The organism is Mycobacterium sp. E2238, from assembly GCF_001672665.1.
Classification (GTDB): domain Bacteria; phylum Actinomycetota; class Actinomycetes; order Mycobacteriales; family Mycobacteriaceae; genus Mycobacterium.
The window spans coordinates 21,715-37,304 of the sequence record NZ_LZKF01000081.1; the positions used below are offsets into that span (position 1 = coordinate 21,715).

Annotated in this window: 10 protein-coding genes and 2 pseudogenes; 3 read left to right on the forward strand and 9 right to left on the reverse strand. The window is 68.0% G+C overall.

Annotated features, from left to right (window positions below; all coding sequences use genetic code 11):
• Positions 1 to 2: 2 nt before the first annotated feature.
• The 5 genes from A5711_RS06815 to A5711_RS06835 form a co-directional block, all read right to left on the reverse strand.
• Positions 3 to 758, reverse strand: a complete 756-nt coding sequence (locus A5711_RS06815; RefSeq protein WP_067944855.1) for a deoxyribonuclease IV — start codon at positions 756 to 758, stop codon at positions 3 to 5.
• A 280-nt stretch (positions 759 to 1,038) separates the two neighbouring features.
• The gene (locus tag A5711_RS06820) at positions 1,039 to 4,989 is read right to left on the reverse strand and encodes a DNA-directed RNA polymerase subunit beta' (RefSeq protein ID WP_067944856.1); all 3,951 of its coding nucleotides are present in this window, start codon (positions 4,987 to 4,989) and stop codon (positions 1,039 to 1,041) included.
• Positions 4,990 to 5,030: 41 nt separating this feature from the next.
• Positions 5,031 to 8,552 (reverse strand): DNA-directed RNA polymerase subunit beta, encoded by a 3,522-nt coding sequence (locus A5711_RS06825; protein WP_156744811.1) that lies wholly within the window; start codon positions 8,550 to 8,552, stop codon positions 5,031 to 5,033.
• A gap of 391 nt (positions 8,553 to 8,943) precedes the next feature.
• A complete protein-coding gene (locus A5711_RS06830) occupies positions 8,944 to 9,954 on the reverse strand; it encodes an ABC transporter ATP-binding protein (RefSeq protein WP_066951969.1) in 1,011 nt (336 codons plus the stop codon).
• Between the two features lie 169 nt (positions 9,955 to 10,123).
• On the reverse strand, positions 10,124 to 11,617 hold the full coding sequence (locus A5711_RS06835) for a carotenoid oxygenase family protein (RefSeq protein WP_067944857.1): 1,494 nt from the start codon (positions 11,615 to 11,617) through the stop codon (positions 10,124 to 10,126).
• Positions 11,618 to 11,679: 62 nt separating this feature from the next.
• Between A5711_RS06835 and A5711_RS06840 the strand changes: the two genes are divergently transcribed.
• The gene (locus A5711_RS06840; protein ID WP_369806129.1) at positions 11,680 to 12,372 is read left to right on the forward strand and encodes a TetR/AcrR family transcriptional regulator; all 693 of its coding nucleotides are present in this window, start codon (positions 11,680 to 11,682) and stop codon (positions 12,370 to 12,372) included.
• Between the two features lie 57 nt (positions 12,373 to 12,429).
• Here A5711_RS06840 and rplL read toward each other — a convergent pair whose 3' ends face one another.
• The 4 genes from rplL to A5711_RS06860 form a co-directional block, all read right to left on the reverse strand.
• Entirely contained in the window at positions 12,430 to 12,822 is a 393-nt protein-coding gene (gene rplL / locus A5711_RS06845; protein WP_066951972.1) for a 50S ribosomal protein L7/L12, read from the reverse strand.
• A gap of 33 nt (positions 12,823 to 12,855) precedes the next feature.
• A complete protein-coding gene (rplJ, locus tag A5711_RS06850) occupies positions 12,856 to 13,458 on the reverse strand; it encodes a 50S ribosomal protein L10 (protein ID WP_067944858.1) in 603 nt (200 codons plus the stop codon).
• A 277-nt stretch (positions 13,459 to 13,735) separates the two neighbouring features.
• Positions 13,736 to 14,650, reverse strand: a complete 915-nt coding sequence (locus tag A5711_RS06855; RefSeq protein ID WP_067944859.1) for an ROK family protein — start codon at positions 14,648 to 14,650, stop codon at positions 13,736 to 13,738.
• Positions 14,650 to 15,234: a malonyl CoA-ACP transacylase gene (locus A5711_RS06860; protein WP_067944864.1), complete on the reverse strand. Its 585-nt coding sequence runs from the start codon at positions 15,232 to 15,234 to the stop codon at positions 14,650 to 14,652. The genes A5711_RS06855 and A5711_RS06860 overlap by 1 nt, the downstream gene beginning before the upstream one ends.
• On the opposite strand from A5711_RS06860, the pseudogene A5711_RS26105 reads away from it, so the two are divergent.
• A pseudogene (locus tag A5711_RS26105) lies at positions 15,167 to 15,427 on the forward strand (hypothetical protein); the annotation flags it as partial. The gene A5711_RS06860 and the pseudogene A5711_RS26105 overlap by 68 nt on opposite strands.
• Positions 15,424 to 15,590: pseudogene (locus A5711_RS06865) on the forward strand (malonyl CoA-ACP transacylase); the annotation flags it as partial. The pseudogenes A5711_RS26105 and A5711_RS06865, both read left to right, overlap by 4 nt.

The window sequence follows — 15,590 nt, forward strand, 5'->3', positions numbered from 1 at the left end:
ACTCAGCCGCTTGTCTTTTCCCGCAGGAACGCGATGTCGTCCTTGCGGCCCTCGTCGGCGGTCTCGCAGATGACCGGCGCGTCGGCGGCCTTGACGACAGCGGCGAGCAGCTGGGGATCGATCTGGCCGGTGCCGAAGTTGGCGTGCCGGTCGGCGCCCGAGCCGGCGGCGTCGCGCGAGTCGTTGCAGTGCACCAGGTCGATGCGTCCGGTCAGGGCCTTGATCCGGTCCACCGCGTCGATCAGCTCCTCGCCCGCGGCCCAGGCGTGGCAGGTGTCCAGGCAGAAGCCGATTCCCTTGTCGCCGATGCGATCCCAGAGCCTGCCGATGGTGTCGAAGTGGCGCGCCATCGCGTGATCACCGCCGGCGGTGTTCTCCAGGTACACCTGCACCTCGGTTTCGAGGTAGTCCAGCGCCTTGACCCAGCGCTCGAAGCCCGCCTCCATGTCGTCGTCGTCGGCGTGGCCGCCGTGCACGATCACCGCCGTCGCGTTGATCTCCGACGCCGCATCGCAGGTGTCCTGCAGGATCTTGCGCGAGGGGATGCGGATGCGGTTGTTGGCCGATGCCACGTTGATCAGGTACGGCGCGTGGACATACAGCGGGATGGTGGACGCCTTCAGCGCCTCGGCGTCGTCGCGCGGCTTGGGCTTCTTCCAGCTCTGCGGGTTGCCCAGGAAGAACTGCACCGCGTCGGCGCCATCCGCCTGGGCGGCGGCCAGGGGGTCGTCGTTGTGGACATGTGAACCGATGAGCACGCGGCCAGTGTAGTTGGGAAGCCGGACGCGAGGAGGTGCGCGGAACCAATAGGCGAGCCCCAAATTCGATAGCGCCCGCGATATCAAATTCGGGGATCGAGTGGTGGTCCTTGAGCGGTACCGATGTGGCGAATGATGCGGCCGCGTTGGGCGGGCGCCACACCAGGGTGACGCTCGGGCCAACGAAAAAGCCCCGGGCGAACCCGGGGCTTTTCGGTGTGGACTCGATTCGATTGTCCGACTCCTCAGCGGCGAGTTACCTCGCCGCATCGTCGTCGAACTAGCGGTAGTCGCTGTAGCCGTAGTCGTCCAGCGGCACCGCGGCACCGGTGGCCTGGCCGAAGTCCGGGCTGTAGTACTGATCCTCGTAGGACGGGATCGTGTACGCAGCGGCCCGGGCCTCCTCGGTCGGCTGCACCTGGATGTTGCGGTACCGGTTGATACCGGTACCGGCCGGGATCAGCTTTCCGATGATCACGTTCTCCTTCAGACCGTTGAGCTTGTCGCTGCGGCAGTTGATCGCCGCATCGGTCAGGACTCGCGTGGTCTCCTGGAACGACGCCGCCGACAGCCACGAATCGGTGGCCAGCGACGCCTTCGTGATGCCCATCAGCACCGGACGGCCGGCGGCGGGCTCGCCGCCCTCGGCCACCACCCGACGGTTCTCCGCCTCGAACTCCGCACGGTCGATCAGCGAACCGGGCAGGAACTCCGTTGCGCCCGAGTCGATGATGGTGACGCGGCGCAGCATCTGGCGGACGATCACCTCGATGTGCTTGTCGTGGATCGACACACCCTGGGCGCGGTAGACCTCCTGGACCTCGCGGACCAGGTGGATCTGCACCTCGCGGGGGCCCTGCACGCGCAGCACCTCGTGCGGGTCGGCCGAGCCTTCCATCAGCTGCTGGCCCACCTCGACGTGGTCGCCGTCGGAGAGCACCCGCTCGGAACCGTCCTCGTGCTTGAAGACACGCAGACGCTGCCGCTTGGAGAGCTTGTCGTACACGACCTCCTCGCTCCCGTCGTCGGGAATGATGGTGATCTTGTAGAAGCGCTCGCCCTCCTCCAGTTGCACCCGCCCGGTGAGGTCCGCGATCGGGGCCTTGCCGCGCGGGACGCGGGCCTCGAACAGCTCCTGGACCCGGGGCAGACCGCCGGTGATGTCCTCACCGACACCACCCTGGTGGAAGGTGCGCATGGTCAGCTGCGTGCCGGGCTCGCCGATGGACTGGGCGGCGACGATGCCGACGGCCTCGCCGATGTCGACCAGCTTTCCGGTGGCCATGGACCGCCCGTAGCAGGTCGCGCACACGCCGGTGCCGGTGGTGCACGTCAGCACCGAGCGCACCTTGACCTGCGTGATGCCGGCCGCCAGCAGGGCGTCGATCTCCGGGTCACCCAGGTCCTCACCGCGGCGGACGACGACGTTGCCGCCCTCGTCGACCGCGTCGGCGCCCAGAGTCCGTGCGTACGCCGAGGTTTCGATGTACGGGTCGCGGATCAGGGTGCCGTCGGGCTGACGCTCGGCCAGCTCGACGAGGATGCCGCGCTCGGTCTCGCAGTCGTGTTCGCGGACGATGACGTCCTGGCTGACATCCACCAGACGACGGGTCAGGTAACCCGAGTCGGCGGTACGCAACGCGGTGTCCGCCAAGCCCTTTCGGGCACCGTGCGTGTTGATGAAGTACTCCAGCACGGTCAGGCCCTCGCGGAACGACGACTTGACCGGACGCGGGATGAACTCACCCTTCGGGTTGGTCACCAGGCCCTTCATGCCGGCCAGCGTTCGGGTCTGGGTGAAGTTACCGGTGGCACCCGAGTCGACGATCGTGATGATCGGGTTGTCGGCGGGGTAGTGCTCGCGGAGCGCCTGACCGACCTCGTCGGTGGCCTCCTTCCAGATCTCCACCAGTGCCTCGTTGCGCTCGTCGTGGTTCAAAGCGCCGCGCTGGAACTGCTTTTCGACCTTCTCGGCCCGCTCCTCGTACTGGTCGAGGATCTCCTTCTTGCGCGGCGGCACCAACACGTCGGCCATCGAGACCGTGACACCGCTGCGGGTCGCCCAGTAGAAGCCGGCGTCCTTGAGCTTGTCCACCGTCTGCGCGACCACGATCATCGGGTAGCGCTCGGCGAGATCGTTGATGATGGCAGCCTGCACCTTCTTGTGCATCTGCTTGTTCACGAACGGGTAGCCCACCGGCAGCAGCTCGTTGAACAGCACCCGGCCCAGCGTGGTCTCGGCCATCCAGGCATCGCCCGGCTGCCAGCCGCTGGCACCGAACAGCTCCGCCTCGATCTCGGCGGGCGGACGCAGCTGCGTCAGTCGCACCTTGATCTTCGCCCGCACCGAGAGCACGCCGCGGTCGGCGGCCATGATCGCCTCGGCCGGCGAGGAGTACACGCCCACCTCCGGCTGATCCTTTGCGGCCGCGCGGAATTCGCCCTTGTCGCCGTCCACCTCGGTGGTGAGGAAGTACAGCCCGGTCACCATGTCCAGACGCGGCATGGCCAGCGGGCGCCCGGACGCGGGCGACAGGATGTTGTTACTGGACAGCATCAGGATGCGCGCCTCGGCCTGCGCCTCCGCGGAGAGCGGCAGGTGCACCGCCATCTGGTCACCGTCGAAGTCGGCGTTGAACGCCTCACACACCAGCGGGTGCAGCTGAATCGCCTTGCCTTCCACCAGCATCGGCTCGAAAGCCTGGATGCCCAGCCGGTGCAGGGTGGGTGCGCGGTTCAGCAGCACCGGGTGCTCGGCGATGACCTCTTCGAGGACGTCCCACACCTGGGGACGCTGCCGCTCCACCATTCGCTTGGCGCTCTTGATGTTCTGCGCGTGGTTGAGGTCGACGAGCCGCTTCATCACGAACGGCTTGAACAGCTCGAGCGCCATCAGCTTGGGCAGACCGCACTGGTGCAGCTTGAGCTGCGGGCCGACCACGATGACCGAACGGCCCGAGTAGTCGACACGCTTGCCGAGCAGGTTCTGGCGGAACCGGCCCTGCTTACCCTTGAGCAGATCGGAGAGCGACTTCAGCGGACGGTTGCCCGGCCCGGTGACCGGCCGGCCGCGGCGGCCGTTGTCGAACAGCGCGTCGACGGACTCCTGCAACATCCGCTTTTCGTTGTTGACGATGATCTCGGGCGCACCGAGGTCGATCAGCCTCTTGAGGCGGTTGTTGCGGTTGATCACGCGGCGGTACAGGTCATTCAGGTCGGACGTGGCGAACCGGCCACCGTCGAGCTGCACCATCGGGCGCAGTTCCGGCGGGATGACCGGCACCGCGTCGAGCACCATGCCCATCGGCGAGTTACCCGACTGCTGGAAGGCCGCGACCACCTTCAGCCGCTTGAGCGCACGAAGCTTCTTCTGCCCCTTGCCGTTTCGGATGACGTCGCGCAGGATCTCGGCCTCGGCGTCGATGTCGAAGTTCTCGATGAGCTTCTGGATCGACTCCGCGCCCATGGCGCCGGTGAAGTATTCACCGTAGCGGTCGACGAGCTCGCGGTAGAGGTTCTCGTCGACGATCAGCTGCTTGGGGGCCAGCTTGGTGAAGGTGCTCCAGATGTCCTCCAGCCGGTCCAGCTCACGCTGGGCCCGGTCACGGAGCTGGCGCATCTCCCGCTCGCCGCCGTCGCGCACCTTGCGGCGGGCGTCGGCCTTGGCGCCCTCGGCCTCCAGTTCGGCCAGGTCGGCCTCGAGCTTCTGCGCGCGGGCCTCCAGGTCGGCGTCGCGCTGGTCCTCAACGGCCTTGCGCTCCACCATCATTTCGGCCTCGAGCGTGGACAGCTCGTTGTGCCGCATCTCGTCGTCGACCGACGTGATCACGTACGCCGCGAAGTAGATGATCTTCTCGAGATCCTTCGGGGCCAGGTCGAGCAGGTAACCGAGCCGGCTCGGCACACCCTTGAAGTACCAGATGTGCGTGACGGGCGCGGCCAGCTCGATGTGGCCCATCCGCTCGCGGCGGACCTTGGCACGGGTCACCTCGACGCCGCAGCGCTCGCAGATGATGCCCTTGAAGCGGACGCGCTTGTACTTGCCGCAGTAACACTCCCAGTCGCGAGTCGGTCCGAAGATCTTCTCGCAGAACAGGCCGTCCTTCTCCGGCTTCAGCGTGCGGTAGTTGATCGTCTCCGGCTTCTTGACCTCGCCGTAAGACCATTGCCTGATGTCCTCCGCGGTGGCCAGGCCGATACGGAGTTCATCGAAGAAGTTGACGTCGAGCACGTAACTCCCTTTCCCCTTGCGGGTTTAGTAACTAAAAGTGATTAAGCCAGGTCCTCAACAGACGCGGATTCGTTGCGGGACAGGTTGATTCCCAAGTTGGCCGCAGCCCGCTCGAGGTCCTCGTCCTCGCCTTCGCGCAATTCGATCGCCGCGCCGTCCGACGAGAGCACCTCGACGTTCAGACACAGCGACTGCAGCTCCTTGAGCAGCACCTTGAACGACTCCGGGATGCCCGGCTCGGGGATGTTCTCGCCCTTGACGATCGCCTCGTACACCTTGACCCGGCCGACCGTGTCGTCGGACTTGATGGTCAACAGCTCCTGCAGCGTGTACGCGGCGCCGTAGGCCTGCATGGCCCAGCACTCCATCTCACCGAACCGCTGACCACCGAACTGCGCCTTACCACCCAGCGGCTGCTGGGTGATCATCGAGTACGGACCGGTGGAGCGTGCGTGGATCTTGTCGTCCACCAGGTGGTGCAGCTTCATGATGTACATGAAGCCGACCGTCACCGGGTACGGGAACGGCTCACCGCTGCGGCCGTCGAACAGCACCGCCTTGCCGTCGCCGTTCACCATCACCTCGTTGTCCCGGTTGGGCAGCGTGCAGGACAGCAGGCCCTGCAGCTCCGCCTCCCGGGCGCCGTCGAACACCGGCGTCGAGACGATGGCGTTGGGCTCCGCGCTCTGCAGCTCCTTCGGCAGGTTGGCGGCCCAGTCGGGCGAACCCTCGATGTTCCAGCCGGACTTGGCCACCCACCCGAGGTGGGTCTCCAGGATCTGGCCGATGTTCATCCGTCGCGGCACACCGTGGGTGTTCAGGATGATGTCGACCGGCGTGCCGTCCGGCAGGAACGGCATGTCCTCGACGGGCAGGATCTTGCCGATCACGCCCTTGTTGCCGTGCCGGCCGGCGAGCTTGTCGCCGTCGGAGATCTTCCGCTTCTGGGCCACGTAGACGCGCACCAGCTCGTTGACGCCGGCGGGCAGCTCGTCGTCGTCCTCGCGGGAGAACACCCGGATGCCGATGACCTTGCCGGACTCGCCGTGCGGCACCTTCAGCGAGGTGTCGCGGACCTCGCGCGCCTTCTCACCGAAGATCGCCCGCAGCAGCCGCTCCTCCGGGGTCAACTCCGTCTCCCCCTTCGGGGTGACCTTGCCGACCAGGATGTCGCCGTCGCGGACCTCGGCGCCGATGCGGACGATGCCGCGCTCGTCGAGGTCAGCCAGCACCTCGTCGGAGACGTTCGGGATGTCCCGGGTGATCTCCTCGGCGCCCAGCTTGGTGTCGCGGGCGTCGATCTCGTGCTCCTCGATGTGAATCGAGGTGAGCACGTCCTCTTCGACCAGGCGGTTGGAGAGGATGATCGCGTCCTCGTAGTTGTGACCCTCCCACGGCATGATCGCCACGAGCAGGTTCTTGCCCAGCGCCATCTCACCGTTCTCGGTGCACGGACCGTCGGCGATGACCTGGCCGGCCTCGACCCGGTCTCCGGCGTCCACGATCGGCGACTGGTTGGCGCACGTGCCGTGGTTGGAACGCTCGAACTTGCGCATCCGGTAGGTGTGCCGGGTGCCGTCGTCGGCCATCACGGTGATGTAGTCGGCGGAGACCTCCTCGATCACCCCGGCCTTGTCCGCGACGACGACGTCGCCGGCGTCGATCGCGGCGCGCAGCTCCATGCCGGTGCCCACCAGCGGCGCCTCGCTGCGCACCAGCGGAACCGCCTGGCGCTGCATGTTGGCGCCCATCAGGGCACGGTTGGCGTCGTCATGCTCGAGGAACGGAATCATGGCCGTGGCCACCGACACCATCTGGCGCGGCGAGACGTCCATGTAGTCGACCTCGGACGACGGCACGTACTCGACCTCGCCCGCCTTGCGGCGGACCAGGACGCGCGACTCCTCGAACCGGCCGCTGTCGTCGATCGGCGAGTTGGCCTGCGCCACGACGTGGCGGTCCTCCTCGTCGGCGGTCAGGTAGTGGATCTCGTCGGTGACCACACCGTCGACCACCTTGCGGTACGGCGTCTCGATGAAGCCGAACGGGTTGACCCGCGCGTACACCGACAGCGAGCCGATCAGACCGATGTTGGGACCCTCGGGGGTCTCGATCGGGCACATCCGGCCGTAGTGCGAGGGGTGCACGTCACGGACCTCCAGCCCGGCCCGCTCACGGGACAGACCACCGGGGCCCAGCGCCGACAACCGGCGCTTGTGGGTGAGACCCGACAGCGGGTTGTTCTGGTCCATGAACTGGGAGAGCTGGCTGGTGCCGAAGAACTCCTTGATCGCGGCGACCACGGGCCGGATGTTGATCAGCGTCTGCGGCGTGATCGCCTCGACGTCCTGCGTGGTCATCCGCTCGCGGACGACCCGCTCCATCCGGGACATGCCGACCCGGATCTGGTTCTGGATCAACTCGCCGACGGTACGCAGGCGGCGATTGCCGAAGTGGTCGATGTCGTCGGTCTCCACCGGCACCTCGATGCCGCCGGGGACGGTCATGACCGCGGGCTGGCCATCCGTGCGGGCGTGGTGCAGGCGCACCAGGTACTCGATGGTGGCGACGACGTCTTCCTCGGTCAGGGTCGACGACGTGATCGGCTCACCGGCGTGCAGACCCAACTTCTTGTTGACCTTGTAGCGGCCGACGCGGGCCAGGTCGTAGCGCTTCTCCTTGAAGAACAGGTTCTCCAGCAGCGTCTGCGCGGACTCCTTGGTCGGCGGCTCGCCCGGGCGCAGCTTGCGGTAGATGTCCAGCAGCGCCTCGTCGGTGCCGGCAGTGTTGTCCTTCTCCAGCGTGCCCATCATGATCTCGGAGAAGCCGAACCGCTCGTGGATCTGCTCGTTGGTCCAGCCCAGCGCCTTGAGCAGCACAGTGACGGGCTGGCGGCGCTTGCGGTCGATGCGCACGCCGACGGTGTCGCGCTTGTCGACGTCGAACTCCAGCCACGCGCCGCGGCTGGGGATCACCTTGACGCTGTGGAGCAGCTTCTCGGTGGACTTGTCGATGCTCTCGTCGAAGTACACGCCGGGCGAGCGCACCAGCTGGCTGACGACCACGCGCTCGGTCCCGTTGATGATGAAGGTGCCCTTCTCGGTCATCATCGGGAAGTCACCCATGAACACCGTCTGGCTCTTGATCTCGCCGGTGTTGTTGTTGATGAACTCGGCCGTGACGAACAGCGGGGCCGCGTACGTCATGTCCTTGTCTTTGCACTCGTCGACCGGCGCCTTGACCTCGTCGAAACGGGGGTCGGAGAACGACAGCGACATCGAGCCGGAGAAGTCCTCGATCGGCGAGAGCTCGTCGAGCACCTCCTCGAGACCACCGACCGGCTTGACGTCGCCGCGGGCGGCCGCGGCCTCGCGCCAACGGGGAGAGCCGATCAACCACTCGAAGGAGTCGATCTGCACGTCGAGCAGGCCGGGAACCTCGAGCGGTTCGCGGAGCTTGGCGAAGGAAACTCGGTTAGGCGCTCCGGGTACGGAGCCGTTTAAGGAACTTCCATTAGAGGAAATTTGTGGGCGATCCGTTTTGCTCTGGCGGGAATCAGCCAAGATGCATCCTTCCAGCACCTCGTGCGACTCACGAGAACCGGAACCACCGGTCTGTTCGCCGCGAATTGTGTCGGTTTGGCCGGCGAACGATCTGTCCGAATCTCACGCGCACAACTAAAGAACTAAGCCGCTAGAGGGGGCTCAGGCTTAGACCACATTGTCAAGTGGCGGGTGAGGTGGGCAGGAGGTAGCCAGCGCAACGTCCAACAATAGCGCAGGGCGGCGCATTCCTCAACTGTCCAGCACAAGCGATCCAGGGACATCGGCGCTGGCTGGCATCTCGACTTTCCACTGGATACATGCTGCCCAACAGACTGGCCGGTTTACGCCCCGTCGTCAAGAGGGCGGGCCGGGAGAGTTACGCGAAGTTATCGCAACTCGAACCGGGCCGCTAGTCGCCGACTTCGTGCGCACGGTACTTGTGGGTGCCCTCCATGTCGTCGATGATCGCGGCCTGTGCCTTCTGCGGCAGGGTGTGCAGGATCTCGCGCACCCGCGCCTGGCGGCGGGCGACGGCCTTGCGCTCCGGCATTCCCGGCGAGGCGACGATCTGCGGGGGCACCCCCTCGATCTCCTCGACACCGCCGGCGTGCTGACCGGCCTCGAGGGCGGCCTGCTCTTCGGCCATCGTCGACTCATCCTTTTCCTCCGACATGCCGATCGGCCCGATGCGGCGGCCGTTGAGGAACTGCCGCACCACCGGCTCGTCACTGGTCAGCAGCACCTCGCGCGGGCCGAACATGACCAGCTTGCGCCGGAAGAGCATGCCCATGTTGTCCGGAACGGTGCGGGCGATGTTGATGTTGTGCGTGACGATCAGGACGGTGGCGTCGATCTGGGCGTTGATGTCGAGGATCAGCTGGCTCAGGTAGGCGGTACGGACCGGGTCCAGACCCGAGTCCGGCTCGTCGCAAAGGATGATCTGCGGGTCCATCACCAGGGCGCGGGCCAGGCTGGCGCGCTTGCGCATACCGCCCGAGATCTCGCCGGGGAACTTCTTCTCGTCGCCGCCCAGACCCACCAGGGTCAGCTTCTCCATGACGATGTCACGGATCTCGCCTTCCTTCTTCTTGGTGTGCTCGCGCAACGGGAAGGCGGCGTTGTCGAACAGGTTCATCGAACCGAACAGCGCGCCGTCCTGGAACATGACGCCGAACAGCGTGCGGATCTCGTAGAGCTCCTTGGCCGAGCACTGCAGGATGTCGGTGCCATCGATGACGACCGAGCCGCGCTCCGGCCGCAGCAGACCGATCAGGGACTTCAGAAACACCGATTTGCCGGTACCCGACGGCCCCAGCAGCACGCTGACCTCCCCGGCCGGGATCTCCAGCGTCACGTCTTCCCAAATCCTCGACGACCCGAAGGACTTCGTGAGGCCGTTCACCTCAATAGCGACACCCATGGGAGATCCTTCCGTCGACGCACATGCCCGCCACCTGCCCTTTTATGTGGCATGAGTCACTGTAGCGCACGCTTGCTGCACGGCATCAGGGTTGCGCGGCACAGCCGACAAAAATTGGCTGACCTGAGATCCCGCCGCGCTCGGCGGCGGTCGTCTTATTCAACTCACGTTAGCCAGTGGGCGCCCAATTGCCGTGGAAGCCCATCGGCACCCGCTGGGGCAGGTGCACGGTGGCCACCGGCTCGAGCGTCGCGGCGTCCAGCAAGACCAACTGGCCTTCGTCGCGCTCGCGGTGATAGCCGTAGCCCAGCAAAATTCCGTCGTCCTCGGCTCGATCCGTCGCGGAGCCCCCGGGGTTGGGCACAAAGGACATCTCGCCGAGCAAAAGGTCCGGGTCGAGCGGCGCGACCACGCTGCCCCCGGTGGCGTAGTCGTGCTTGTACAGCGCGGACGCGGCGCCCTGGAAGGACGCACCGACGGTGTAGCCGAAGCGGTGTTCCCGGCCCAGCAGCGTCTCGTTGATCCGCGGGAATTCCTGCGGCCGGTCGTCACGGCATTCGGTGCTCACCGCGCCGGTCGCGAGGTTGATGGTCCAGCGCTCGAGGGTCGGCGGGGCTTCGCCGGGCCCGCGCCGGTCGTGGTCGAACATCCGCGCGTACCGCACCACGTCGAGCACCAAAACCTCGGTGCCGTCCCGCATCTCGGAGTAGGCGTTGAGTGGGTGGTAGACGTAGCAGGGTTCGATGTCGAACCAGCGGATGTCGGAGTTCGTGCCCTCGCGCGGCATCACCCCGATGCGCGCCGGGTAGCCGGGGTCCCAGGCGTACGGCATCCGGTCGGAGTGCTTGGGGTTCCGGTTCATCATCGCGTTGAGCGGGCTCGGCACCCGCACGCGCCCGATCAGCGACTGCATCACCAGCCGGGCCGGCAGGCCGAGCCAGCGGGGCATGGTCACCGGCAGTACCTGCATCGGGTCGAACGTCACCGGCAGGTCGTAGACGACGACGTAGGAGTCGGTCAGCGAGAAGTCGTGCATCATCGGCGACCCCGACACCTCGATGTCCACCGTGCGGCGCGCGCGACCCCGGGTATCGATCACCGAGTACTGCACGGTCCGGCCGCGGGCGAACGAGTAAGAGATGGCGTGCAATTCGCCGGTGCACGGGTCGCGGTGCGGGTGGGCGGTGTAGCCGCCGGCCAGGGTGCCGTCGAAGTCGCATGTCCCGATGGTGTCCAGCTCGTCGGTCAGCTCGTAGTTGGCCACCCCGCCCTCGACCAGCGCCAGGGTGCGGCCGGCGTGGGCCAGGACGTTGGTGTTGGCGCCCAGCGAGAGCATGCCCGCCCGCGGGTTGAGCCGGCCCGGCGTCGGCTCGCCCAGGGCGGCGCACACCGACAGGCTGCGCACCCACCGGTTGCGGTACCACTGGGCTTTCCCGTCGCGCAGCGCGACGCCGTGCACCATCCCGTCGCCGCTGAACCAGTGATAGGTGGCGGGGTCGACCTCCTCGGCGGGGTTGGGACCGTTGCGCAGATAGCGTCCGTCGAGGTGCTCGGGGATGCGGCCGGTGACCGGCAGGTCGGTCGCGGTCACTTCGGCGCGCACCGGCGCCAGCAGGCCCTCTAGATAGGGATTCCGGGTCTCGGAGATTTGCGCGGACGTCATCGCTGAGCTCCTATAACATTGATATGACGTTGTTATAGGCAACGTACGCCGTGGATGGGAAGATGGCAACGATGACTTCAGAAGCGACTGCGGGCACCGCGCCCGCCGGGCAACGCAGTGTCCGCGACGAGATGCTGTCCGCGGCGGTCGGCCTGCTGAACGAGCATGGGCCCGACGCGCTGCAGACCCGCAAGGTCGCGGCCGCGGCGGGAACGTCGACGATGGCGGTGTACACGCACTTCGGCGGGATGCAGGGCCTGATCGCCGAGGTGGCCGCCGAGGGACTGCGCCAGTTCGACGCCGCGCTAACCGTGCCGCAGACCGCCGACCCGGTCGCCGACCTGTTCGCGACCGGCGCGGCCTACCGGCGCTTCGCCATCAAGCATCAGCACATGTACCGGCTGATGTTCGGCAGCACCAGCGCGCACGGCATCAACGCGCCGGCGGGCAACGTCCTGGCCCTCACGGTCGCCGAGATCGAGGAGCACATTCCCAGCTTCGCGCATGTGGTGCGGGGGGTGCATCGGTGCATGCTGGCGGGCCGGATCAGCGCCGGCGCGCCGGACGACGACGCGGCGGTGCTGTCGACGGCCGCCCAGTTCTGGGCGTTGATCCATGGATTCGTGATGCTTGAGCTGGCCGGCTACTACGGTCACGACGGCGACGCGGTGCTGCCGTTGCTCGCGTCGATGAATTCGAATCTCCTTGTCGCTCTGGGTGATTCACCAGAACGAGTGGCGCAATCGCTGGGCTGAGCACACGAAAACCCCCGGGAGCGCCGCGAGGCGGTCCCGGGGGTTTTGCGAGTGGAGCTACTTGACGGTGACCGTGGCGCCGGCGGCCTCGAGCTTGGTCTTGGCCTCCTCTGCGGCCTCCTTGGCGACCTTCTCCAGCAGCGGCTTGGGCGCGCCGTCGACCAGGTCCTTGGCCTCCTTGAGGCCCAGGCCGGAGACGATCTCGCGGACCACCTTGATGACGCCGATCTTCTTGTCGCCGGCGGCCTCGAGGATGACGTCGAACTCGGACTGCTCCTCGGCGGCCTCGGCGGGGGCGCCACCGGCGGCCGGGCCGGCCGCGGCGACGGCGACCGGAGCGGCCGCGGTGACCTCGAAGGTCTCCTCGAACTTCTTGACGAAGTCGGAGAGCTCCAACAGGGTCATTTCCTTGAAGGCGTCGAGCAGGTCGTCGGTAGACATTTTCGCCATGGTGTGTGGGTCCTTCCTAATTTCCGGTTGGGGTTATTCGGCTTCGGCCGGGGTTTCCGGAGCCTCAGTGGGTGCTTCCGAAGCTGGTTCTGGGGCGGCCGCCGCAGGCGCGGCGGGCGCCTCGTTGGCCTTCTTTTCCTGCAGGGCGGCCGCGAGGCGGGCGACCTGCGAGGCGGGCGCGTTGAACAGGCCGGCGGCCTTGGCGAGGTTGCCCTTCATCGCGCCGGCCAGCTTGGCCAGCAGCACCTCGCGCGACTCCAGGTCGGCGATGCGCTCGACCTCGGCAACGGTCAGCGCGCGGCCGTCCATGTAGCCGCCCTTGATGACCAGCGCCTTGTTGTCCTTGGCGAAGGTTTTGATGGCCTTGGCCGCGTCCACCGGTTCCCCGGTGACGAACGCGATGGCGGTGGGTCCGGCGAACAGTTCGTCGAGACCCTCGACGCCGGCTTCCGACGCCGCCCGCTTGATCAGCGTGTTCTTGGCCACCGAGTAGGTGGCCGATCCGCTCAGCGAGCGGCGCAGGTCGGCCAGGTTGGCCACGGTCAAACCGCGATACTCGGTGATCAGGGTCGCGGTCGCCTCCCTGAACTGCTCGGCGATGTCTGCAACGGCGGTGGCTTTGTCAGCCCTGGCCATGCGTACCTCCTGATGTGAAAGCGATGCGACGTGTCGTCTGTGATCACCGGAGAAACGCCTGAGAATGAAGTACGCCCCGGCGCAGGAAGCGGCCGGGGCGTGAAAGACGGCCGGCGCATGCCGGCGTTGTCGCCTCGTCCTCCTGCGTGGGCCGCCGGGATGCTCCCGGACCTTCAACCGATTTCTCGGTGACCGACGGTCTTCGGTGGATCGGCCATCAGGATAGCCTGACCCGCCCTCGTCAGCCAAAACGGCGGCCTCCAGGCGACCGGGACGGTCAGCCGAGGGCCGCCAGCCGGGCGGCGCCGACCAGTCCGGCCTCGCCGCCGAGTTCGGCGGGCACCACCCGCAGACCGGCCAGGAAGTCCAGCCTGGCGTACTCGGCCAGCTTCGCCCGCAAGGGGTCGAAGAGCAGGCTGCCGGAGTTCGCGACGCCTCCCCCGATGACGACGAGGTCCAGGTCGCAGACCGCGCCGACCGAGGCGATCATCGCCGCGAGCGCGGTGGCTCCCCGGCGGAACGCCCGGTCGGCGACGGGCTCGCCGGCCGCCGCCGCCGCGGCCAGATCCCGGGCGCCCGCGGGGGGCGGCGCGACCCACCCGTTGGCCCGCGCCCACCGCACCATCGACGGTCCGGACGCGATGGTCTCGACGCAGCCGCGGCCCCCGCACACGCAGGGCGGCCCGTCGTCCTCCACCACCACGTGCCCGACGTGGCCGGCGTTGCCGGTGCGCCCGGTGTAGGGGACGCCGCCGAGCACCAGTCCGCCGCCCACACCGGTGGACACCACCATGCCCAGCAGGAAGTCGGCGCCGCGGCCCGCGCCTCGCCAGTGCTCACCCAGCGCCATGCACAAGCCGTCGCCGCCGAGCCGTACGGGCACCCCCGGCACGGCGGCGGCCACCCTGTCCCGCAGCGGAAAGCCGTGCCAGCCTTTGATGTTGATGGGGCTGACGGTTCCGCGGTGCAGGTCGATGGGGCCGGCTGAACCGATGCCCACGGCGGCGACCGCACCGCCGGCCGCGAGCAGCGCGTCGGCGATGGCCGCGTCGACGGCGGCCCAGACCTCGTCCGCTCCGCCGCCGCTCGGCGTGGGCCGGATGACGGTGTGCACCAGCGTGCCATCGGGATCGGCGAGGCCGGCGGCAATCTTGGTGCCGCCGATGTCCAGGCAGAGGGTGAGCGTCGCCATCAGTGCCGGTGGACGTTGTCGGGTTGGCGGGGGTCACCGGGATGTTCGTAGCCGGGAGCGAGCCGCACCAGCTCGGCACGCCGCGCGTCCAGCCAGACCCGGAATGCGCGCCGCCGCGCGGCGCCCCGCAGGTGGTCGGCGATCGCCGGCCGCACGTCGTCGAGCGGCGGGCCGACCCCTGCCGGGACCCGCCAGCCGTGCCGCTCGCGGCGCGGTTCGGCGAACCGGAGTGGGTTGCGGGCGTGGTAGGCGGCCACCTCCTCGCCGGTCACGCGCACCGATGCGGTGACGTCGGCGAACAGCGCCCGCGCACGCGGGTCGGCCAGCGCCGCCGCGGCGACGCTGCCCAGCTCCAGCCGGGCCGTCGCGTCGGGCAGCAGCTCGGCCTCGCTCGGCGAACCCGCCCCGCTCAGGCCGCGCGCGTCGGCCTCGGCGGCGACGACCCGCCCGGTCACGATCAACTGGGTCAGCCAGCGCCGCAGTTGACGCCCCTCGGCGGTGCCGCCGGCCGGCAGGGCGGCGCTGACCGTCAGAGTCGGCACCCACGCCGGGGCGGACCTGGCCCTCGAGGCGCACCTGATCAGCCCGTGGGGCACATGGGAGTGGCTGGGTCCCGCCGCGGCGGGTGCGGTGCTGCCCGCCCACGGCACCGTTGACGTGCGCTTCGACGTGAGGCCGCCGGCCGGGCTGGATCCCGGCCAATGGTGGGCCCTGGTCCGGATAGGCTGCGCCGGCCGGCTGGTCTACACCCCGGCGGTCAAGGTGACGGTGACATGAGCGTGGTCGCGACCGTCGCCGGTATTCCGGTCCTTGTCGACGAGGTCGACGCGGCCGAAGCGCGGTTGCGCGGCGGGCGGGCGGGGGCCGCCCTGCCGGCCGGCGGCACCGCCGAGGGGCGTCAACTGCGGCGCTGGCTGACCCAGTTGATCGTGACCGGGCG

Coding starts and splice junctions, on each gene's coding strand:
- A5711_RS06830 (WP_066951969.1), bottom strand. CDS start 9,954: ATGGGTGTCGCTATTGAGGTGAACGGCCTCACGAAGTCCTTCGGGTCG.
- A5711_RS06835 (WP_067944857.1), bottom strand. CDS start 11,617: ATGACGTCCGCGCAAATCTCCGAGACCCGGAATCCCTATCTAGAGGGC.
- A5711_RS06840 (WP_369806129.1), top strand. CDS start 11,680: ATGGCAACGATGACTTCAGAAGCGACTGCGGGCACCGCGCCCGCCGGG.
- rplL (WP_066951972.1), bottom strand. CDS start 12,822: ATGGCGAAAATGTCTACCGACGACCTGCTCGACGCCTTCAAGGAAATG.
- rplJ (WP_067944858.1), bottom strand. CDS start 13,458: ATGGCCAGGGCTGACAAAGCCACCGCCGTTGCAGACATCGCCGAGCAG.
- A5711_RS06855 (WP_067944859.1), bottom strand. CDS start 14,650: ATGGCGACGCTCACCCTCTGCCTGGACATCGGCGGCACCAAGATTGCC.